This window comes from Mucilaginibacter sp. UR6-1, assembly GCF_020880975.1.
GTDB lineage: Bacteria > Bacteroidota > Bacteroidia > Sphingobacteriales > Sphingobacteriaceae > Mucilaginibacter.
Window position 1 is genome coordinate 796,998 of record NZ_JAJIWP010000003.1, and the last position, 22,637, is coordinate 819,634.

The 22,637-nt window shown below is 44.5% G+C and carries 19 protein-coding genes; 9 read left to right on the forward strand and 10 right to left on the reverse strand.

Features of this window, described 5'->3' with window-relative positions:
* Nucleotides 1-108 precede the first annotated feature (108 nt).
* Both LJ707_RS14065 and LJ707_RS14070 read left to right on the forward strand, forming a co-directional pair.
* The gene (locus LJ707_RS14065) at nucleotides 109-2,415 is read left to right on the forward strand and encodes a family 20 glycosylhydrolase (RefSeq protein WP_228952008.1); all 2,307 of its coding nucleotides are present in this window, start codon (nucleotides 109-111) and stop codon (nucleotides 2,413-2,415) included.
* A 20-nt stretch (nucleotides 2,416-2,435) separates the two neighbouring features.
* Nucleotides 2,436-3,188 (forward strand): hypothetical protein, encoded by a 753-nt coding sequence (locus LJ707_RS14070; RefSeq protein ID WP_228952009.1) that lies wholly within the window; start codon nucleotides 2,436-2,438, stop codon nucleotides 3,186-3,188.
* Nucleotides 3,189-3,256: 68 nt separating this feature from the next.
* Here LJ707_RS14070 and LJ707_RS14075 read toward each other — a convergent pair whose 3' ends face one another.
* Nucleotides 3,257-3,862 (reverse strand): CDP-alcohol phosphatidyltransferase family protein, encoded by a 606-nt coding sequence (locus LJ707_RS14075; RefSeq protein WP_228952010.1) that lies wholly within the window; start codon nucleotides 3,860-3,862, stop codon nucleotides 3,257-3,259.
* An 86-nt stretch (nucleotides 3,863-3,948) separates the two neighbouring features.
* On the opposite strand from LJ707_RS14075, the gene LJ707_RS14080 reads away from it, so the two are divergent.
* Genes LJ707_RS14080 through LJ707_RS14095 form a run of 4 tightly spaced genes read left to right on the forward strand, consistent with a single transcriptional unit; the run spans nucleotide 3,949 to nucleotide 8,540 of the window.
* Nucleotides 3,949-6,018, forward strand: coding sequence for a BatA and WFA domain-containing protein (locus tag LJ707_RS14080; RefSeq protein ID WP_228952011.1), 2,070 nt, complete (start codon nucleotides 3,949-3,951; stop codon nucleotides 6,016-6,018).
* 10 nt (nucleotides 6,019-6,028) lie between these two features.
* Entirely contained in the window at nucleotides 6,029-7,288 is a 1,260-nt protein-coding gene (locus LJ707_RS14085) for a dihydroorotase family protein (protein ID WP_228952012.1), read from the forward strand.
* A gap of 3 nt (nucleotides 7,289-7,291) precedes the next feature.
* Nucleotides 7,292-7,960, forward strand: coding sequence for a hypothetical protein (locus LJ707_RS14090; RefSeq protein ID WP_228952014.1), 669 nt, complete (start codon nucleotides 7,292-7,294; stop codon nucleotides 7,958-7,960).
* Between the two features lie 19 nt (nucleotides 7,961-7,979).
* Nucleotides 7,980-8,540: a DUF4199 domain-containing protein gene (locus LJ707_RS14095; protein WP_228952017.1), complete on the forward strand. Its 561-nt coding sequence runs from the start codon at nucleotides 7,980-7,982 to the stop codon at nucleotides 8,538-8,540.
* A 401-nt stretch (nucleotides 8,541-8,941) separates the two neighbouring features.
* Here LJ707_RS14095 and rseP read toward each other — a convergent pair whose 3' ends face one another.
* The 7 genes from rseP to LJ707_RS14130 all read right to left on the reverse strand — a co-directional run bounded on the left by rseP (nucleotide 8,942) and on the right by LJ707_RS14130 (nucleotide 17,518).
* Nucleotides 8,942-10,270, reverse strand: a complete 1,329-nt coding sequence (rseP, locus tag LJ707_RS14100; protein ID WP_228952019.1) for an RIP metalloprotease RseP — start codon at nucleotides 10,268-10,270, stop codon at nucleotides 8,942-8,944.
* Nucleotides 10,271-10,273: 3 nt separating this feature from the next.
* Nucleotides 10,274-11,479 (reverse strand): 1-deoxy-D-xylulose-5-phosphate reductoisomerase, encoded by a 1,206-nt coding sequence (locus tag LJ707_RS14105; RefSeq protein ID WP_228952022.1) that lies wholly within the window; start codon nucleotides 11,477-11,479, stop codon nucleotides 10,274-10,276.
* A 39-nt stretch (nucleotides 11,480-11,518) separates the two neighbouring features.
* A complete protein-coding gene (locus LJ707_RS14110) occupies nucleotides 11,519-13,018 on the reverse strand; it encodes a GH3 auxin-responsive promoter family protein (RefSeq protein WP_228952023.1) in 1,500 nt (499 codons plus the stop codon).
* A 3-nt stretch (nucleotides 13,019-13,021) separates the two neighbouring features.
* Complete coding sequence (locus LJ707_RS14115) at nucleotides 13,022-13,750, reverse strand: hypothetical protein (protein ID WP_228952024.1); 729 nt, start codon at nucleotides 13,748-13,750, stop codon at nucleotides 13,022-13,024.
* Between the two features lie 9 nt (nucleotides 13,751-13,759).
* The gene (locus LJ707_RS14120; RefSeq protein ID WP_228952027.1) at nucleotides 13,760-14,731 is read right to left on the reverse strand and encodes a glycosyltransferase family 2 protein; all 972 of its coding nucleotides are present in this window, start codon (nucleotides 14,729-14,731) and stop codon (nucleotides 13,760-13,762) included.
* A gap of 193 nt (nucleotides 14,732-14,924) precedes the next feature.
* A complete protein-coding gene (locus LJ707_RS14125) occupies nucleotides 14,925-15,875 on the reverse strand; it encodes a glycosyltransferase family 2 protein (protein ID WP_228952029.1) in 951 nt (316 codons plus the stop codon).
* A 140-nt stretch (nucleotides 15,876-16,015) separates the two neighbouring features.
* Nucleotides 16,016-17,518 (reverse strand): malate:quinone oxidoreductase, encoded by a 1,503-nt coding sequence (locus tag LJ707_RS14130; protein WP_228952030.1) that lies wholly within the window; start codon nucleotides 17,516-17,518, stop codon nucleotides 16,016-16,018.
* Between the two features lie 529 nt (nucleotides 17,519-18,047).
* Between LJ707_RS14130 and LJ707_RS14135 the strand changes: the two genes are divergently transcribed.
* Nucleotides 18,048-19,055, forward strand: coding sequence for a glutamine synthetase beta-grasp domain-containing protein (locus LJ707_RS14135; protein ID WP_228952032.1), 1,008 nt, complete (start codon nucleotides 18,048-18,050; stop codon nucleotides 19,053-19,055).
* A gap of 537 nt (nucleotides 19,056-19,592) precedes the next feature.
* Here the strand turns inward: LJ707_RS14135 and LJ707_RS14140 are convergent.
* Entirely contained in the window at nucleotides 19,593-20,156 is a 564-nt protein-coding gene (locus LJ707_RS14140) for a hypothetical protein (protein WP_228952036.1), read from the reverse strand.
* A gap of 149 nt (nucleotides 20,157-20,305) precedes the next feature.
* On the opposite strand from LJ707_RS14140, the gene LJ707_RS14145 reads away from it, so the two are divergent.
* Nucleotides 20,306-20,674: a DUF5655 domain-containing protein gene (locus LJ707_RS14145; RefSeq protein WP_228952037.1), complete on the forward strand. Its 369-nt coding sequence runs from the start codon at nucleotides 20,306-20,308 to the stop codon at nucleotides 20,672-20,674.
* On the opposite strand, the gene LJ707_RS14150 is transcribed toward LJ707_RS14145, so the two are convergent.
* Nucleotides 20,650-21,063 carry a gamma-glutamylcyclotransferase gene (locus LJ707_RS14150; protein ID WP_228952038.1) on the reverse strand — a complete coding sequence of 138 codons (414 nt, stop codon included), beginning with the start codon at nucleotides 21,061-21,063 and terminating at the stop codon, nucleotides 20,650-20,652. The two genes, LJ707_RS14145 and LJ707_RS14150, sit on opposite strands and share 25 nt — an antisense overlap.
* 80 nt (nucleotides 21,064-21,143) lie before the next feature.
* Here LJ707_RS14150 and LJ707_RS14155 point away from each other — a divergent pair, with 80 nt between their 5' ends.
* Nucleotides 21,144-22,502, forward strand: a complete 1,359-nt coding sequence (locus LJ707_RS14155) for a glutamine synthetase family protein (RefSeq protein WP_228952039.1) — start codon at nucleotides 21,144-21,146, stop codon at nucleotides 22,500-22,502.
* Nucleotides 22,503-22,637: the final 135 nt, after the last annotated feature.

Here is a 22,637-nt window from a genome sequence, read left to right on the forward strand (position 1 = left end):
CTTTTAGCTATACCGCTTTTGTAATAATTGAGTAACAGGATTATTAATATGGCAAAATCTGCTATATTCACCACATCATAATTATATAAACTATTCGTTTTTAAATTGATGTATAAAAAAATTGCTTTACTGCTTCCCATGGCTTTTAGCGTTTTTACGAACCCGCTATCCGCCCAAAAGCTCAATACCGATCTTAATATAATACCTGTACCTGTATCGGTACGTAAAACCGCCGGAGAGTTTGTATTAAGCAGGCAAACCACATTGCTTGCCGATACGGTAAGCAACAAGGCCGTTCAGTTTCTGGCTGATTTTTTAAAGACCGGCGCAAATCTGGCCATTTCACCGCAGCATAATGCCGGTAAAAATATTAACAACAGTATTGTGCTTACCTCAACAGGTACCGAAAATATGCCGGCCGATGGCTACCGCCTTACCATTACGCCCGAAAAGGTAACCATTGCAGGCAAGGGTGCCGGTTTATTTTATGGCATACAATCATTTATCCAATTATTCCCTGATGATAGGGCAGGTGCTATAAAACTGCCATCGGTTGTGGTGGATGATTATCCGCGCTTTGGCTACCGTGGCTTTATGCTTGATGTATGCCGCCATTTTTTTACGGTAGAGGCGGTTAAAAAATACATTGATCTGATGGCTTATTACAAGCTGAATAATTTTCACTGGCATTTAACGGACGATCAGGGTTGGCGCATCGAGATCAAAAAATACCCTAAGCTAACCCAGGTTGGCAGCCGCAGGGCGCAAACGGTTATTGGTAACTACCACGACCGTACGCCACAGCAATATGACAATACGCCGCATGGCGGTTATTACACCCAGGAACAAATACGTGAGGTGGTTAAGTATGCTGCCGACCGTTACATAACTGTAGTGCCCGAAATTGAAATGCCGGGCCACGCCATGGCCGCGCTTGCCGCTTACCCCGAGTTAAGCTGCGACCCAAGCCAGACTTATAAAGTGGCCGAAACCTGGGGCGTATTTGAAAATGTTTTTTGCCCAAGCGAAAAAACGTTCTCCTTTTTGCAGGATGTGCTGACCGAAGTGATTGAGCTTTTTCCGAGCAAGTATATTCATATCGGGGGGGATGAGGTACCCAAGGAGGCTTGGAAAAAATCGACCTTTTGCCAAAAACTGATCCGCGACCTGAAGCTGAAGGACGAGCATGGTTTGCAAAGCTATTTTATACAACGTATGGAAAAGTTTGTGAATGCCAAAGGCCGCAGCATCATCGGTTGGGATGAGATATTGGAGGGCGGCCTTGCGCCAAACGCCACCGTAATGAGCTGGAGGGGCGAGTCGGGCGGTATTGAGGCGGCACAGCAAAAGCATAACGTTATCATGACACCCGGCACCAATGGTCTGTACCTCGATCACGCGCAGGATAAGCTTTACCGCGAGCCATTCGGCATAGGCGGTTACGCGCCGCTTGCAAAAACGTACAGCTATAACCCAACACCCGGCGCGCTTACGCCCGAGCAGCAAAAATACATTATTGGTGTGCAAGCCAACTTATGGACGGAGTACATCGGCACTGAAAATAAGCTGGAATACATGATGTTGCCGAGGTTGATCGCCCTGTCAGAAGTGGCATGGTCACAACTGGCAAATAAGAATTTTACTAACTTTTCGCAGCAGCGTTTGCCGCATCACCTGGCAAGGCTTGACGGGTTGAAATACAACTACCGCGTACCACCGGCCATCGGCGCTATTGATACCATCATGTTTGCGCCGCAGCTTACGGTAAACCTTAAATCTCCGGTAGAGGGTGCCAAGGTGTATTACAATATTGATGGTTATGAGGTATCAGATAAGGATATACAATACACCACGCCAATCACTTATAACATACCGGCAGGCCAGTACCGCGAATTGCAAACCATTGTGATATCGCCATCAGGCAAGCGCAGCCGTGTTACCAAAACTACGGTGTATAATGTTGGGCCGCTGCCCGCGGTACAGTTTAGTGGTACCGCAAAGGGCGTAAAATACCAGTTGTATACAGGCGCGTTCGGTAACACCGGGCGTATAGAAAGCGGCGGTTTAGCCGATACCGGCAGCACAAAAATCTTTAGCCCGCTACCTTTTAAAAGGGAGAATACCAATTTTGGTGTGATATACAGCGGCTATATCAACATTAATGCTGATGGCGTGTACGGCTTCGCTACCGTGTCTGACGATGGCTCGGTATTGCTGATAGACGACCAACCTGTGGTTGATAATGATGGCCGCCATAACCTGTATGAGCAGGGCGGATCGGTGGCCTTGCAAAAGGGTTTTCACAAACTAACTGTTAAGTATTTTAATATTAATCCATCGGCTATACTCAGGGTGTACCTAACTATTCCGGGTAAGTCAAAAGGCGAGCTTTCGCCCGAGTCATTATTTAATTGAACATAAACTATTGATAAGCCATGGGCATAAAAACTTATGTGGCCATGCTGCCCTGCCTCACATTGTTATGGGGCTGTGGCGGCAACGATAAAAAGGCAGGCTCTGCGGTAAAAAAGCAGCTAAAAGTAGCATTACCGGCACCCTTCAGGTATCATAAACACGTGGTGGTAGCGCCGGGTAATGATTTTGATGTGTATAGTTGGGGCAGGGGCTCAAAGGATGTTGGCTCATTGCTTATCCTGCATTCCGATTCATCGGGAATGAAATATACCACCACAACCGGCGACCTGGAAGGAGGCATAGTGGATGTTTACAATGCCGATATGGATTCGGACGGTAACCCCGAACTGCTGGTACAGGCCAATGCCAAGGATACCACTAATTACGTAAGCATTTATCCGTATGAATTTAATGGTAACGATGCCCGGAAGTTAGACTTCCCAAAGCTGACCAAAAAGCAGCGTAGGGGATACCAGGGTAAGGATAATTTTTATATCAAAGAGGGTAAGTTCATCCGCGAGTTCCCGATCTATGAGAGTGACAGCACAGGCGCAAAGCCTACCGGCGCCAAACGGGTATTTGAGTACGGCTTACGCGGCAACAGCTTTACCGTTGAACAGCTAAGCAAGGACTCGACCGATAAAACACAACCGGCAGCGGCTGTAAGCCAGCCTGTACAACAGGAAAAAAGATCATCATCAGTGAGCAGATCAGGTAAAAAGAAAAGATCATCATCTCATAGCCGGAAAAGGCGACGCAGGCATCGCGGTTAATTGCCGGTGAGCCTAACCATTCCTTTGGCGTTGTAAACGGACTCAGCAACCATGGTATCCCCAATTGTTTAGCCGTTAAATAATTTATGCCGCTTAACGGGTTTATTATTGCGCAGTAATACGGCATGGTATACCGAGGGTACATCGTTGGTCCATTGTTTAATGATCAGGATAATGGCAATAATTTCAAGCCGGGTGATAACGCCCGTATAAAAACATAATTCAAATATAAAACCGGCATCACCGGTAGCGATAACCTGAATCAGCGAAGCGAAAACAGTGAGTGCCCAAAATTTGGATGCAATAGCATGGGTAGCTACTTCCTTACGGAACCTGATGTAGCAAATAATGTAGCAGCATCCCTCCAATCCTAATAACAAGGCAAGTTTAACCACATTATCCTTAAAAAAGCCGGGGTAAATAATATATGCCGATGCCAGTACGCTTAGCCAGAATACCTGGTCGATGGTTGAATCCAACCGTCTTAATTTTTCGGTAGATACGTTGAGCCTGCGGGCTATGATACCATCAAATATATCCGACAGCAAACCCACGCTGATGAGTGTAATGATCATCGTACTAAAGTATAAGGGCTGAGTTAATGCCAACAAAATTATGGCGGCGGCAAACACCAGCCGCGAATACACTAATGTGATAGGTAACTTTTTGAGCATACTTCAGTATTTATCAGCATAAAGCTTGTAGCAGGCAATATACGGGTTTGTATGGCAGTTTATAATTTGCACATTTGTAAATAGCTATGCACTTTTTATATCCCGCGTTTTTATTTGCCTTAGCCTCGCTTGCCATCCCGGTAATAGTGCATTTGTACAATTTCAGGCGATACCAAAAAGTGCAGTTTAGCAATGTGCAGTTTTTAAAGCAATTGCAGGAGCAGCCGGCCTCTCGTAGAAACATTAAGGAATGTTTGATACTGGTAGCGCGGTTATTAGCCTTGCTGTTTTTGGTGCTGGCATTCGCAAAACCATACATCAGCAAGCAGGATGGAGCAGCCGCAGGGCAGCAGCGTAACGTAAGCATATTTGTTGATAATTCATACTCCATGCAAACCCTCAACAGCGAGGGTAACCTGCTCGATCAGGCTAAGCAAAAGGCAAAGGAGATAGCCGCGCAGTATGGTATTAATGATCGCTTTCAGCTACTTACCTACAACTTTGAAGGCCGTCACCAGCGCCTGCTTAGTCGCGATGAGTTTTTTGACGCGGTTGATGAAGTAAAGATAAGCGGCCAAAACCGTAGCCTTAACCAGGTAATATCGCGGCAGCGGCAATTATTAAAAAGCAATTCGCCGGGCAATGGCGATATCTATATCGTGTCTGACTTTCAGCGTAGTTCATCTGTAGATAGTAAAGTATTGGCTGATAAAAACATCAGCATTAACCTGATACTGTTAAAGGCTAACAACTTACCCAATGTGGCTATTGATTCGGTATGGTTACTAAGCGCGGTGCACAAACCCGGCGACGAGGAAAAGCTGGTAGTAAAACTGCACAATTATGCCGATCAGGAAGCCGCCGGTATCCCTTTAAAATTATTCGTTAATAAACAGCAAAAGGCGCTGGCGAGTTTTACCATCGCGCCGCGCGCCACGCTTACGGATACGCTCAGTTTTTCGGGCCTTAAAGCAGGCTGGCAGCAGGGCGAACTGCAACTGCAGGATAACCCCATAACCTTTGATAACAGCTTTTACTTAGCTTTTAATGTGAGCCCGCAGATGCCGGTGCTGGTTATTGATAACGGTACCGAAAATACATTTATAAAAGCCGCATTCGGTGCTGATAAATTTTTTAAGGCCGACCGTGCGCCCGAAGGAAACGTTGATTATACCGGGATTAACAAATACGGGTTGGTAATACTAACGGATGTGAAAAATATATCGGCAGGCCTGGCAAGAGAGCTGGGCACTTATGTAAAAAAGGGTAACACGCTGGCTGTTTTCCCGGCAGCCGATGCAGATGTTGAAAGTTATAAAGCTTTGCTGCAACCATCAGGCGCTGCATGGCCGCAGCGTTTAATTACCAATGAGGTAAAGGCATCAAAACTGAATTTGCAAAACCCGCTTTTTAAAGAGGTGTTTGATGCAATGCCGCAAAATCCGGATCTGCCATCGGTTAAAAAATATTATGGACTAAGTGGTGCGGGGCAGGGCGAAAGCATCATGGCCTTACCCGGCGGCGAAACTTTTTGGTCAGGATACAAAAGCGGTAGTGGTATGGTTTACATAGCTGCCGTGCCATTAAATGATGATTTTAGTAACCTGCAGCGCCATGGCCTGTTTGTGCCGTTACTGTATCGTATAGCCTTACTTAGTGGGCATAATTTGCCTTTATTCAATACCCTGGGTAGTGGCGAGTCAGTCGAAACGATACCGCTGCGCTCAACAGAAAAAGAGGTGTTAAAGTTGAGCAGTGATGGTTATGAGATTATTCCTGACGTTCGTCAGCAGGATGGCAGCACCCGCCTTTATGTGGCCGACCAGTTACAGCAACCCGGTTTATATAACCTTAAAAAAGGCGACAGCGCCGCCGCTGTACTGGCCTTTAATGATAACCGTCGCGAGTCGGACCTAAGCTATTTAACGCCTGCCGAACTGCAAAAACTGCTGCGATTGGCTGGTGGCAGGGTAATCGGTGCTAATAAGCCGGTAGCCTCTGCAATTAATGAGGCAAATTATGATACGCAATTATGGAAACTTTGTATAATTTTGGCGTTGATATTTCTGGCTGCCGAAATAGCGCTCATCAGGTTCTACAAAACCGGTGGTAACATTGCCGCAAGCCAGGTAACGTCAACCCAAACTACTCAATAAAGCAACGCTGATGAATTTGCTTATCAAATCTGCCCTCGTATTATACCCCGAATCTGCATTTTATAAAAAAACCGTTGATGTTTTAGTTGCCGATGGCATTATCAAACAAATAGCCGAAACCATTACAGATGATTCGGCCGAAGTGATTGATGTTAATGGGGCTGTTATCGCTCCCGGTTTTTTCGATCTTAACTGTAAAATAGGCGAGCCCGGCCTCGAAACCAAGGAGGATATCGGTACCGGAACAGCCGCCGCCGCTGCCGGAGGTTTTACCGCCCTTGCCCTGATGCCGGCCACACAGCCGCCTGTGCATTCAAAAACCGAGGTTGAATATCTGATCAATCGCGCCAAAGGTAATTTGGTTGATATATACCCGTTGGGCACCATATCGCACAAGCGGGAGGGTAAGGATCTTGCCGAAATGTATGATATGTACCGTAGCGGTGCAAAGGCCTTTACCGATGCCACCCGCCCGGTGCAGGATGCCGGCCTGATGGAGCGTGCCATGCTGTATGCGCATGGTTTTGGCGCTAAAGTATTCTCGTACCCTGAGGATGCCGCTATCGCGGGTAAGGCCAAGGTGAACGAGGGCCATATCAGCACTCTGCTGGGTATGAAGGGCATCCCGCCCCTTGCCGAGGAACTGATGATTGCCCGTGATATTTACCTGGCCGAGTATACCGATTCAGGTATACATTTCAGCACCATATCTGCCGGTAGTTCGGTTAAGCTTATCCGCGAAGCAAAGGCTAAAGGGCTTAATGTAACCTGCGATGTGGCCGCACACCACCTGGTACTTACTGACGAGGTGCTGTTAGGCTTTGATAGCCTGTATAAGGTAAAACCACCGCTGCGTACGCAAAAGGATGTTGACGCCTTGCTGGAAGGCCTGGCCGATGGCACTATTGATGCCATTGTATCGCAGCATACGCCGCACGAAATTGAGTTTAAGGATGTAGAGTTCGAGATTGCCGAGTTTGGTATCATCGGCCTGCAAACGGCACTGCCATTGGCTGTAAAAGCCGGGCTAACTGCCGAGGCCATAGTGGATAAACTGGCCATCAACCCGCGCAAAGTATTATCGGTTGAATTACCCGCGTTTGCAGAGGGTGAGGCCGCTAACTTTGTAATATTTGATACGGAAGCCGAGTGGGAATACACACGCGATAACAACTATTCAAAATCAGCAAATTCGCCGTTCATTGGTCAAACTTTAAAGGGCAAAGTTTTATTAACTTGTAACAATAAACAATTATTTAAATCAAAATAGCATATGGTAGCTCCAAAAGTACAATCGGCCATTGAGGCGGCTTTAAAGGCTTTTAAACAATACGGCGGTTTTGATGCCACCACGCTTTCGGGCGATTTTGAGGCGGTATTTTCATCTGAAAAGGATTTTTTAGCTAAGGCTGAGCTGCTTGACGGTGTATTTGACGACAATGCACAGCTTGAACCACTGCGTGAGGTTTTCTTTGACCTGCTGCTGATAAACTTTTTTAGCGCCGACGTTAAAAAGCTCGAAGAGGATTATCTTGATAGCCCGGAATGGGCTAAAATTGAGGATGAAACCCTTGATCGTGGTACCGAACTGCTTAATGTACTGCTATACCTTAATGAGTGTGCAGACGAAGAAATAGAACCAGGTTTAGAAGATTACCTGAAGGAGTTTTTATTGGTTGATGAGGACGAGTTTCAGGATGAGCACCGAATTTATGAGCCGATCATCGCTAACCAGATATTGATTGATGCGCCGCTTGAAGAAGTGAAGAAAACAGCTACCCGCCTTCCGGCAGACTCTGAACTAAAGGAGCTGTTTTATCCTATCGTTGCCTTTTTTCAGGATATTGAACCTACGGACAGTGTAAAAGAAGCCGTAGCCAAAAACGCCGTTGACGCGGAGTTTGATATGCCTGTTTACGAGATATTAATCAACTTTAAATAAACCCTAAATTATTTCAATTATGGCAGATCAAGTAAAATCACCTACTGCGGTAGCAACTAAGTGGGCACTAATTTACATCGTATTCTCGATAATCCTTACGTATGGCTTTGATATGATGGGATTGGAGCAGGATTCACCATTGCGTTATTTAAACATGGTATTGTTAATAGTTTTTATATTATTGACGCAAAAGGAGTATCGCGATGTACAGGGTGGTTTTATAACTTTTGGAAAAGCGTTTAGCGTGGGTTTCCGGTTTGCTGTATTTGCTGGTTTATTAGGTGCAGTGTTTGTATTTCTTTACACTAAAGTTTTAGCACCTGATGTATTTGCAAGATCACTTGATAAGGCGGAGAGTGATATGGTTGCAAAGGGAATGACTGATGACCAAATAGAAACAGCCATGAACATTACCCGTAAGTACGGACAAATAATAGGCGCGTTCTTCGCTGCTATCGGTACCGCGGTAATTGGCGCTGTTATAAGCCTTGTAGGTGCAGCTATCCTTAAAAAAGAACGTTCGGCTTATGATTTTGATGATGCGGTAATAGCAGATGATAAAACTGATCCTACAGTGTGATTATCGTAAAATATAAATTATATAAAGCGCTCAATCGGGCGCTTTTTTTATGGAATTGTATGTCCTTTCGAACGAGGTACGAGGAGAAATCCGTTCGCTTGGTTATTGAATGCGTGCAGATTTCTCGCTATCGCTCGAAATGACAGGATAATGAATATATATTATCTTGAGCGAGATAAGGGAAGAAATTCGCCCGCTTTGTTTAACTCGGCCAGCCTGCTTATTAAAGTAGAAGAGGCTGAAAAATTACGTCATTGCGAGGTACGAAGCAATCTCTGGGGATATTTCCTAAAGATAGTCTGCTTGCGATTGCTCGTACCTCGCAATGACGGTATGAAGTAAAACAAAAAGCGCTGACAGGGTTACCCATCAGCGCTTTTTGTTTATTGTGTAAACGGCCTTTATTTAGGCAGTATATGCTTAAAAATATCATTACCGAAGGCGAACAGCATCAGCGATATCAGCATTACAAAGCCAACAAGCTGTGCACGCTCCAGGAATTTATCGCTCAATGGCTTGCCCTTTATCATTTCGATAAGCAGGAACAGCGCATGGCCGCCATCAAGTGCCGGGATAGGCAACAGGTTCATTAATGCCAATACCATTGACAGGAGGCCTGTAAGGCTCCAGAAACGGGCCCAATCCCAGTCGCCGCCATAAAGGGTAGCAATGCCAATCGGGCTCGATACAGCTTTTGTAGCCTTTACTTTACCGGTAAACAGCTTGCCCAAACCCTTTGCATTATCCTTAAAAGAGGTTATGGCACGCTCGGCACCAATTGGCAGCGAGGCAAAGAAGCTATAATTGATCGTTTTCTCAGGAATATCAAATTTGTTTTGAAAACCGATAGTACCCTCTTTGCTCACCTGCGAGTTTAGTGTTATTATCTTGCTGGCGCGGTTAACGGTAAGAGCTACCTGTTTGTTTTTATGTTGTTTAAGCTCCTTTTGCAGTTCATCCAAAAAAGTTACCGGTTTGCCGTCAATAGCGGTTATCACATCGCCATGGGCTAACCCGGCCTTTTTGGCACCGCTGTTAGGTGCAAGGCTGTCAACCAATATTTTTGAGCGGGGCATACGGCTAATAAACTGCTCTATACCCAGATCAGACACATCGTTTAATATATCAGCAGGAATAGTAACATCCAGCTTTTGATCACCGCGTTGTACATTCAGCGTAGCGTTATCTATCAGTACTTTTGAGCTAATGATATCATCAAAGCGATCAACAGGTTTACCGTTTATAGCGTAAATTTTATCGCCGGCACGCAGGCCTATCTTTTCGCCAATGGTACCGGGTACAATGCCGTATTTAATATCGCTGTTAGGGATGTATGTTTCTCCGTATTTTACGGTAAGCATCCAGAAGATGAAGATACCTACAATAATATTGACGATAATACCGCCAAGCATCACAATAAGCCTTTGCCATGCCGGTTTCGAGCGGAACTCCCAGGGTTGCGGTTCGCCGGCCATCTGTTCAGTATCCATTGATTCATCAATCATACCGGCAATTTTAACATAACCGCCCAACGGCAGCCAGCCTATGCCGTACTCTACGCCTTTATATTTAAATTTAAACAGGCTGAAATTCCAGGCATCAAAAAAAAGGTAAAATTTTTCAACCTTGATGCCAAAAGCGCGGGCGGCAATAAAGTGCCCAAACTCATGTAAAATTACCAGGATTGAAAGGCCAAGCAGTAACTGGCCTATCATTACTATTACGTCCATTTATTAGTTTGTATCAAGTTGTAAAGCCTTTAACGGCAAAGTTTGTATTAAATTTTGTGCTAACATGCGTGTCTGTCTGTCAGTTTCCAGGTAGTTATGCAGGGTAGGCGTTTCAATAAACTCCATTTTTTGCATACAGGCCTCAATAACATCGCTCATAGCCAAAAAGCCGGTTTGCCTGTTTAAAAAGGCTGCAACGGCTACCTCATTGGCCGCGTTAACTATACAGGGCATATTACCACCTGCTTGCAGTGCATCAAATACCAAACCAAGATTACGGAATGTCTTTATGTCAGGCTGTTCAAAGCTAAGCGAGGGGTAATCGGTAAAGCTGAAACGCTTAAAATTATTAGCTATCCGTTCCGGATAACCCAAAGCGTATTGTATCGGCAATTTCATATCAGGCAGGCCCATCTGTGCTTTGATCGATCCATCCTGAAACTGAACCATAGAGTGAATGATGGATTGCGGATGCACGATCACCTCAATTTGCGAGGGTTGCAAATCAAACAACCATTTGGCTTCAACCACTTCAAGGCCCTTATTCATCAGCGAGGCCGAATCAATGGTGATCTTGGCGCCCATTACCCAGTTGGGGTGCTTCAGGGCATCTTCACGGGTAACATTGGCCAAATACGCGGCATCCCTGCCACGGAACGGGCCGCCCGATGCGGTCAGGATGATTTTTTCTATGGGATTTTGTTCTTCACCAACCAGGCATTGAAATATGGCCGAATGTTCTGAATCAACCGGCAATATCTTTACTTCGTGTTCACGGGCTAATTCGGTAATCAGTTCACCGGCAACTACCAAAGTTTCCTTATTGGCTAAAGCGATGTCCTTACCTGCCTTTATAGCGGCAATGGTAGGCTCAAGCCCGGCGAAGCCCACCATAGCGGTAAGTACAACATTAATTTCGGGCAGGGTAACCAGTTCAACAATGGCTTTGTGCCCGGCATGTACCTGTATTTCGGTTTTTGCCAGCGCTTCTTTTACCTGGCCATATTTGCTTTCGTCGCAAATAGCTACGTGGGTAGGGTAAAATTCCAGCGCTTGTTGTATCAGCAGGTCGGCATTATTATTAGCCGTAAGCAACACCATCTGGAACAGGTCCGGGTTTTCAGTAACCACCTCCAGCGCCTGCGTGCCAATACTGCCTGTTGAGCCTAAAATGGCAATATTTTTTATATAAGATGTATTATCAAGCATTCTCTGTCGCACCTGAAGATGTGTATATCCTCAATGGCGTTAATTAATATATTGTTTCAGTTCATCCGCTATCTTCCGGTCGTTAGCCAGGCGCGGAACTTTGTTTTGGCCGCCAAGTTTGCCCTGCGACCGCATATAATTTATAAAAGTATCCTTTTTTACGCTATTGACTATCAAAGGCTGTAAAATGTTACCCTCAATAAGGTCAAAATAGTAAATATTTTTCTTTTGCAGTGCCTTGTCTACTTTCAAAGCAAAGCTTTTCAGGTCGGCGGGCTCCTTGCCAAACTCCACAAACCACTCATGGTAAGGGAGTTGCCCCGCTTCGGGTGTAACCTGCGGCGCTACGGTAAATTCTACCACGTTAAGCCCTTCCTCTTTGGCTACGCTCATCAGCGCGTGCTCTACCTCTTCGCCAATAACGTGCTCGCCAAAGGCAGAGATGTAGTGTTTTATACGCCCGCTCACCACTATTTTATATGGATCTTTTGAAATGAACTTAACCGTATCGCCAATGCTATAGCCCCACAGGCCGGCATTGGTGTTGAGTATGAGTGCGTAGTTTTTATCCAGCTCCACGTCCTCTAAACTGACGCGGGTAGGGTTATCGTTAAAGTATTCATCCGCAGGGATAAACTCGTAAAACATGCCCAGGTCAACCTGTAGCAGTAGCCCGCGTTCCTTTTGCGAATCCTGGAAAGCGATAAAACCCTCTGATGCCGGGTAGGTTTCAATGGTATCTATCGCGAAGCCGATGCTTTCTTCCATACGGGCACGGTAAGGCTCATAGTTAACGCCGCCGTATACGTACAGCTTAAAGTTCGGGAAGATATCCTTTATCTTTTTACCGCCGTGTTTGGCCGATAGCCGGTCAAAATACATTTGGCACCAGGGCGGTATGCCCGATATGAGGCGCATATCAGCCTGGCCGGTTTCGGCTACAATGGCATCTACCTTTTGCTCCCAATCATCAATGCAATTTACCTGGTAGCTTGGCAAACGGTTTTTTTGCAGGTAACCCGGCACATGGTGCGCCACAATGCCCGACAGCCGACCAACAGGAACCCCATTTTTTTCGGCCAGCTCGGGGCTGCCCTGTAAAAATATCATTTTGCCATCCACAAATTCGGCATTACCCGTTTCATGTATATAGCTCAGCAGCGCGTTGCGGGCGGCTTTGATATGCCCCGGCATGCTTTCCTTTGATAAGGGAATATACTTAACACCCGATGTAGTGCCCGATGTTTTAGTGAGATACAAAGGCTTGCCCGGCCAGGTTACGTTAGGTTCGCCGGCTACAATGCGCTCAATATAGGGGCGCAGTTCCTCATAATCGCGTACGGGTACGTGGCGTTTAAAATCGGCGTAAGTACGTATCTGGTCAAAGTTATGCGCCTTGCCAAATTCGGTATCTTTAGCCTGCGCTATCAGTTGTAAAAAAGTTTTATGTTGCAGGGGTACCGCGTTTTTGCGTTGCTTGTTAAGCTGGCGGTTAACGTAGGCGGCAAATATTTTACTCAGGGAAGCTTTTAAACCCATAGTTTAGTCAGTTTCGGCTACGCTGTCATCCAGATCCATGTGGCTGTATACAAGTTTGCGGTAGGTAACAGCCAGTACAATGTTAACAAAGGGATAGGTAAACAGTATAGCAATTGAAATAATAGGGTAAAAGTTTGACAGGGCAATGGGCAGCGCGATAAGCAATAATATTATACCCAGTATGCTAATGATCTTAAGCAGATAACCCTTGGTAAGCATAAAACTCTGCTTTAATGATTCAAGGGGGCCGGAATGGTCGTCAACAATAAAGGTGTTGAAAAACATGATGCGGAATGCAAGGTACAGCCCCACTATGGTACTGAATACCATCACCAGGGTTTGCAAATCCTCATAAGGTTCAAGCATATTAACGCCGATATTGTAATTGGTAACAATAAATGCCAGCAAAAAAACAACAGCCAGGTAGCTCAACACCATTTTAATGGTTGGAATAATCTGCGAGAACTCGAACTCGTAATACTCACTATCGATAACCGTGAATATCAGTTTATACAAACCTAAGGTTGAATAAGCCTGGATAAACAGCATAATAAAGGAGAATATCATGGTCGACGTAAAATCATCCGGAGAAAATGTGAACGCCAAAGCCACAGAAAGTACACCTAACAGCAAAAAGGTAATAGCCGAATAAACAATGATGGTTACAAAGTTACCCTTGAAAATGTGCCATGAAGATTTTAAAGTTTCTACAATAGAAAACGGATGGTACATATATAGATGCTAAGCTTTTTTCATGATAACATGTTTCCAATAATCCTGCATAAAACCAAAGCCATAGGCTACCAGTTGAATGAGGGATGTTATTATGCTCAAAAATGCGATTTTTAGAGATTTATTTTTAGTTAACGAATGAAAAAATATTAACAATATATAAACAGACAGTAAAATATTGCAAAGCGCTGCTATTTGCCATTGCAATAAATTGGCTATCAGCGTAAAGCCTAAACCCAGCGTAAACACCGCCGGAAAAAAGTGTACCGCCTTTAACTGCTGCGGGAAAAATTTATAAATATTGATACGCGCCCTGCCAAAAAAATGCAACTGCTTGTAAAACTGCGTAAAGTTGGTGCGGCGTTTATGGTAAACAATGGCATCAGGTATCAGGCCGATCTTAAAACCGGCGGTATGTACCCGGATGCTGTACTCAATATCCTCGCCCAGGCGGGTGATGATAAAACCGCCAACCTTTTCCCACACCTTGCGCGACAGACCCATGTTAAAGCTGCGCGGGTGAAACTGCCCGCCCATATTTTTTTTATTGCCACGGATGCCGCCGGTAGTAAAAGACGAGGTCATGGAGTAACTGATAGCCTTTTGGATAGGGGTGAAGGAGCTGTGCGCCGCGTCGGGCCCGCCATACATGTCGAGCCAGTTGGTGGTAAGGGTGTTATTAACCGTTTCCAGGTAATCGGGCGGTATCAGGCAGTCCGAATCGAATATAATAAAGTAATCGCCTTTAGCGCGTTCAAAGCCAAAATTGCGGGTAAAGCCCTGACCTTCGTTCGGTTTAACGTAATAAGTAAGCTCAAGCTTACCCTGAAAGCTTTTTACAATATCGGCAGCATCATCTTTTGAACCATCCTCAATAACCATCACATCAAACTGCTTATACGTTTGCAGGGTGAGTGTTTCCAGCAGTTCTTTTATTTCCTGCGGGCGGTTATATAAAGGTATAATGATGGTATAATGCATGCTTTGTTAATGTGCAGATATTTTTTGATGTGCAGATATGCGGATGTGCAAATGTGCAGATGAGTTTGATTAAATTGTTTGTAATCTAAGTTGATTGTATTCCCAAATATTTTTCATGTATCTGTTTTTTTTGATCTGCACATTTGCACATCCGCATATCTGCACATCAAAAAATATCTGCACATCAACAGATCTAAACCGTTTCCTCAACCTGGTAGTTATTTCTGTCGCTTGAATTGCGTGAAACCAGTTCGGCCACAAAGCCGGTTAAAAATAGTTGAGAGCCTAAGATAATAGCCACCAACGCTATATAAAACAGCGGATTGTCTGTCGTATCACGATAATGCTCATTGCGTGCAATGTGGTAAAGCTTTTCAAATATGATCCATAAGGCCATTACCAAACCTGTAAAAAAACTGAGCACGCCCATAGTACCAAAAAAGTGCATCGGGCGTTTGCCAAACTTGCCCACAAAAAATATGGAAAGCAAATCCAGAAAACCATTGATGAACCTGCTTAGGCCGAACTTTGTTTTGCCGTATTTACGTGCACGGTGCTCAACTACCTGTTCGCCTATTTTGGTAAAGCCCGCCCATTTGGCCAAAACGGGTATATATCGGTGCATTTCGCCGTAAACTTCAATGTTTTTAACTACGGCTTTTCGATACGCTTTCAGGCCGCAGTTAAAATCGTGCAGGTTATGTATGCCCGACATGCTGCGGGTAGCCGAGTTGAACAGTTTGGTAGGGATGGTTTTGGTCAGCGGATCATAACGCTTGGCTTTCCAGCCCGATATCAGGTCATATCGCTCCTCGGTTATGCGGCGGTAAAGCTCAGGTATCTCATCCGGACTATCCTGCAGATCAGCATCCATAGTGATCACAACATTACCCTGCGCGGCCTCAAAGCCCACATTCAACGCGGCGGATTTGCCATAGTTGCGCCTGAATTTTACACCTCTTAAATGCGGATTGTTCAGTTTAAGGCGGCAGATCATCTCCCACGAACCATCCTTGCTGCCATCATCAACCAGTATTACCTCATAGCTGAATTTATGCTCATCCATTACGCGCGCTATCCATGAGGTAAGCTCCGGTAACGATTCAACCTCATCATATAAAGGTACTACTACTGATATATCCATCTATTAAGCCCGTGTTTTGAGGCGATGCAAAAATATAAAAAAAGCGGGAATGGTATTAAGTAACAATAGCGTCTTAACGATATGCCAAAAAGAAAGCGTCTTGATATTCTCAAAACGCCTTTCATATATAATATCTAAACTTACAATATCCCCAGCACATTCCCCGTCCGTTCGCGGGTAGCATTGGCTAACTGTTCGTTATTTGAAAGGGATTGCCCGTAAGATGGTATCATCTGCTTTAATTTGGCCTGCCAAGCTGCTGACCGGGCTTTGTCTTTAAAGCAACGCTCAATCAACTGTATCATGATAGGCACTGAGGTTGACGCGCCCGGCGATGCACCCAGTAAGGCCGATATGCTGCCATCAGCAGAGGTAACCACCTCGGTGCCGAATTCAAGTTTGCCTCCCAGTTTGTCGTCCTTTTTGATGATCTGCACACGCTGGCCTGCAATATCCAGCTTCCAGTCGCTTTGCTTGGCTTGCGGGTAGTAATCCTGCAAGGCTTTCAGGCGGTCGGCGGGTGATTGCATTACCTGGCCGATGAGGTATTTAGTCAGGGCCATTTCATGCAGACCTACTGATAGCAGCGGTTTTATATTGTGTAGCTTGATAGATTTAAACAGATCAAGCAGCGAACCTTTCTTTAAAAAACGGGTAGAGAAACCAGCGTATGGTCCGAATAGCAATTCGCGTTTGCCATTTACCATTCGGGTATCCAAATGCGGTACCGACATTGGCGGCGAACCAACAGATGCCTTGCCGTAAACCTTGGCATTATGCTGCGCAACCACGGCGGGGTTGGTACAAACCAGCCATTGCCCGCTTACCGGGAAACCGCCAAAGCCCTTGCTCTCCGGTATGCCCGATTTTTGCAGCAAAGGCAAAGCGCCACCGCCCGCACCTACAAAAACAAATTTAGCTTCGAGTTTGCGGGTTTTGCCCGTGGTTTTATCAGCAACTTTAAGCTGCCAATTATTATTATCTTTATTGCGTGTTATATCCTCAACCTCGTGGTTAACACTCAGGTTAACGCCGGGCTGGGCTTTTAATTTATTTAACAATGAACGTGTTAGCGCGCCAAAATTAACATCGGTACCAATGTCCATATAAGTGGCTGAAACCTTTTCGCCGGGCTGGCGGCCATCCATTATAAGGGGAATCCACTGTTTTAGCTGCTGCGCATCTTCTGAATACCGCATATCCTTAAAAAAGTGATGCTTTACCAGTGCCTGCTGGCGTTTTTTAAGGTATTCTACATTATCATCGCCCCAAACAAAGCTCATGTGGGGTACTTTGGTAATAAATTCCTTTGGAGATGAGATGTAGCCGGTTTCAACCAGGTGTGCCCAAAATTCTTTGCTTATCTCAAATTGCTCGGCAATTTGTATGGCTTTTTTTATCTCAACAGAGCCATCGGGCTTTTGGGGGGTGTAATTGAGTTCGCAAAAGGCGGAGTGGCCTGTGCCCGCGTTGTTCATCGCGTCCGAACTTTCAGCAGCTATAACGTCAAGGCGTTCAAATATCTCAATGGTGAGGTCGGGCTGGAGTTCTTTAAGCATTACACCTAAAGTAGCGCTCATAATACCTGCGCCAATTAAAACAACATCGGCATAGCTGCCTGCAACACTGTTAGTATTGTTCATTCTCTCTACAATTGCCCTTTGTTAATTAATAACGGGCGCCAAAAATATTAACTGATTAAAACCAAAACGGTTTTTGATTTAAAAATGTATCTGTTATGCTTTCATCGGCTATTTATGTGCAGCCGCTTTTTTTAAATCAGGCAATTTTAATAAAAAAATACAACAATCGATCGCATTATGGTAAATCGTAATAGCGTATTTACATACATTTTTATTTTGAGATGATATTTACGGTATTTACCATGCTATGATACAATATTACCGGATGTGATAGTTTTAAACAGTTATGGAAAATTATTGGTCGCGTTTGCAAAGGTAAATTGTAGTAGTGGTTAACTTTAATAGCGAATTTGTAACTATTTATTAATTTGAATTGGATTTATACGGTATTCACAAAAAAAAGTTAAATATTTTGTAATATTATTATGAATTCTATAAAAATAATTTAAATTCGCCTCAATAATTAGTTGCGAAATACACCAAACTGTTATTAAACCCCAACTATTTTAAAAAAGAAATAAATAAAACAATGGCAAAACTTGAGTACATCTGGCTTGACGGCTACAAACCAACACAAAGCCTGCGCAGCAAAACAAAAATTGAAAAAGATTTTAGCGGTAAATTAGAAGATCTTCCTAACTGGAGCTTTGATGGTTCGTCAACCGAGCAAGCACCAGGCGGCTCGTCAGATTGTATCTTAAAACCAGTATTCGTTATTCCTGATCCTCAACGTAAGGATGGCTACCTGGTTATGTGTGAAGTGCTTGACTCAAAAGGTGAGCCGCATGAATCAAACGGCCGTGCCCACATTGAGGATGACGATAATGATTTCTGGTTCGGTTTTGAGCAGGAGTACTTCCTGTGGGATCCAGCAACCAACAAACCGCTTGGTTTCCCGGCTGGTGGTTACCCTGGTCCGCAAGGCCCGTACTACTGTTCAGTAGGCGCTAACAACGCTTTCGGCCGCGAGATTGTTGAAGAGCACTTAGACGTTTGTTTAGAGGCTGGCCTTAACGTTGAAGGTATCAACGCCGAGGTTGCTGCCGGTCAGTGGGAGTTCCAGATATTTGCTAAAGGCGCTAAAGAAGCCGGTGACCAGATCTGGGTTGCACGTTACCTGTTGGAAAGAATTGGCGAGAAATACGGAGTAGCAATTAACTGGCATTGCAAACCGCTTGGTCAGCTTGACTGGAACGGTTCAGGTATGCACGCTAACTTCTCAAACAGCTTATTACGTACTGCAAACAGCAAAGAGAAATTCGAAGCAGTTTGCGAGGCCTTCCGTCCGGCTGTTGCCGAGTGTATCGCGGTTTATGGTGCCGATAACGATCAGCGCTTAACCGGTAAGCATGAAACTGCTTCTATCCACGATTTTAGCTATGGCGTATCTGACCGTGGTGCATCAATCCGTATCCCGCTTTACGCAGTTGAGCACAACTGGAGCGGTTACCTTGAAGATCGTCGCCCTAACTCGGCTGCCGATCCATACAAAGTAGCTGCGGTTATCATCAAAACTGTAAAATCAGCTAAAGTTTAATACTGTAGCTTTTTTATAAATAATTGGTCCCCCGGTTTGAAAAAGCCGGGGGATTTTTTTTATCCCTCCTAAATCCTCCCCGAGGGGGAGGACTTTGAAAATTAAAATCACGTCATTGCGAGGTACGAAGCAATCCTCGAGCGACTTATCATGAGGAATGCACTAAAGAGATTGCTTCGTACGTCGCAATGACGTAAACTACTAAAGTTGTCATTTCGATTGAGGTACGAGAGAGAAATCTGTCGACTGATTATAAACGCTTGTAGATTTCTCGCTGACTAAGGGATATGATCAGGAAGTAATAGTTTGCGAAACCCTCCCTAACCCTCCCGTGGGGAGGGAATTATTTTAACCTAACCAAAGCACAAACCGCAAATAACCTATCTAACCGGCATCAGAAATGCCCGGAGCAGCACAGGCCCCTGCCAAAGCATACCCTTTCACCGGGCAGGGCGTAGCCGGCGAGTTTTGTTTCTTTTGATCGCACAAAAGAAATATAGGACAAGTAATGAAATATTCAAATAGACATCATCCAACCTAATTAACAATAGAATAAGTCATGATATCGGTGCCTTTAACGCCAAATATCCACCTCTTAATGTACTCGAGTGTTAAATGACTGTTGTAATTGTATGCCCTTGAGTAGGCCAGATAATCCCCGCCTTCTATTTTTCTGTCGATAACATACATGTGCCACATGTTAGCGCCGGAGGGTAATGAAACGATCACCTTTCTGCCTGCTTTTAGTTCGGAGTCGATGGTAGCGAAAAGCTTGTTAAATGGAAAGTTATCACCCCTGGACATATCAAACTGGCGTTTAAACTTTAAACCGGCTATTGTTTTGCCGTCAAAGTTGCTAAAGGTACCGTCCAGTTTGTTTTGCCATTGTTTTTGAAGGTCATAAAAATCAGGAGCAACTTTGTTATGATATTTCAATACAAGTTCGATCGACATCGGGATACAGGAGTTGTCAAAAATTTGCTTGTGCTGTTCAACAACATCATGCAAAGGTTTTGCACTTGGTTTTTTCTGCGCCAAGGCTGAAAAGCTAATTATTAATAACAGGAAGGTAGTTGCAAGTTTAGATATTGAAAATTTCATTGTGATGGGTATAAAGGTAAATTCCCGTTAAGATAAAACGATTTTTTAAACTTGAAGATGTTATTTGTGATTTTGTTTACAATAAAATTTCATTATTCGCATTTAATACAACTCACTAATAATTAACATCCAAATCATATCTTTACAATATGCGGACGGATGATCAACTTAACGATTTTCTTATAGGCAAGTCGGAGCATACGCTTAGCTTATTCCATCACTTTATGGCAAAGTTTAATGAAGTCGGAATTGTTGAATTACATCCAACCAAAACCATGATCGGTATCAGCAACGGGCAAAAGCGCGTAGCATGGGTAGCGCAACTGGGTAAGAATTTTATCCACGTGGTATTTCCGTTTAAACAGGCTTACGAAGATAATTTGTGTTTCCAGAAGATAGCGCAGGTACCCGGCGATGAACAATATAACCACCATTTCAGGATGCTAAATCCGGAAGATGTGAATGATGAAGTAATGCGGTTTATGCGTGTAGCTTATAACGAGGAAGCAGATTTATAAACCAAGTAATCTCCGCCATCAATAACCTTTAACCCATCAACCGGCCAGTTATAAACATACATCCAGCAATTTATCATCCCTGCATCAGTTTCAACAGGTATTAACAAGCGCAGATATTCATGCGGCAGGGGTTCATTAATACTAATACCCTCGTAATCATCCAATATGGGCAGTACGTTATCGGGCTTATTAATGCTATAAATATGGCCGTAAATGTAGTTGCCTGAATTGTTAATAATTGCACCCGGGTATTCGCCTGCATCATACAATATGCCTTTAACCCTACCTTTGGTTAATAGCCTGCAATGGCTTTGCAGGTATGCGCCAAACGTATTGTTCGTTATCAGCAACGTGCCATAAACAAAAAGCAAGTTTGGGTTGTGAGTCATTATTTAACTCCAATTTATCGGTTAATAACCGGCTTTGCAAAAACTTTATTATTTTCACTTTTGGCTATACCTTTACACGCATGAATAAAGACCAGTTACTCGCCTACATTAAAGACAATAACATCACTAAAATAAAATTCGCCTTTGCCGATATTGATGGCGCCCTGCGCGGAAAAACCATCAATGTGCAAAAGTTTTTAGATGGCTTGCAGGATGGCTATGGTTTTTGCGATGTGGTGTTTGGCTGGGATATAAACGATGCCGCGTATGATAATGTTAAGCTTACCGGCTGGCATAGCGGCTACCCCGATAAGGATTGCCGTATTGACCTGACAACCAAACGTAACATTCCGTGGCAGGATAATATTCCGTTTTTTTTGGCTGATTTTAGCAAGGCCGATGGTAACGACCTTGAAGCATGCCCGCGCAGTTTGCTAAAGCGTATTGTTAAGCAATGCCATGATATGGGCTACCATGCTGAGTTTGCGCAGGAGTTTGAGTGGTTTAATTTTTTAGAAACGCCGCATAGCCTGGAGCAGAAAGGTTACACCAACATGCAGCCATTAACGCCGGGCATGTTTGGTTATTCCATATTACGCACTTCGCAGCAAAGTGCTTTTTATAATGATCTGTTTGACCTGCTTACCAGGTTTGATATTCCGATAGAGGGCCTGCATACCGAAACCGGGCCGGGAGTTTATGAGGCTGCCATAGTGCACGATGAAATCCTTGCCGCTGCTGATAAGGCTGTGCTGTTTAAAACCGCGGTGAAAGAGATCGCCTCAAAACATGGCATTACCGCTACCTTTATGGCCAAATGGAATGCTGATTTGCCGGGTTGCAGCGGGCACGTTCATCAAAGTTTATGGGATAAGGATAAAAAAAGCAACCTGTTTTACGATGCCGCCGATGCCAATAACATGAGCGATCTGCTAAAACATTATGTTGCCGGGCAGTTGTATTGCCTGCCGCATTTGCTGCCCATGTACGCGCCCACCATCAACAGCTATAAGCGATTGGTTGAAGGCGCATGGGCACCAACAACCATTACCTGGGGCTTTGATAACCGTACAACAGCCATCCGTATTTTGAATGATAACGAGAAATATACCCGGTCAGAAATGCGTATTCCCGGCTCTGATACCAACCCATACCTGGCTATAGCCGCCTCGCTGGCATCCGGCTTGTATGGTATAAAGCATAAGTTGGACCTGAATATCCCGGCGACAGAGGGTAACGGTTACCAGTATTTACGCAATGGCCGCCTGCATAGTAACTTGTACGATGCCGCCATCTCTATGCAAAGCTCAGCGGTAGCTAAAGAGTTGTTTGGCGAGGGCTTTGTTGATCATTTTACCAATACCCGTATATGGGAGCACCGGCAGCATGCCAAAGCCGTAACCGACTGGGAGCTGAAACGTTACTTTGAAGCGATATAGACGATTGCGCATTGCGGAGGTTTGATTTCGGATTTATTTCCGGGAGTATCATGTAAGAAATTTCACCTCTCTTTGCGCAGCAGAGAGGGGCAGGGGATGAGTAAAACTGAAAATAATTCCCAATCTTTGCGGCGA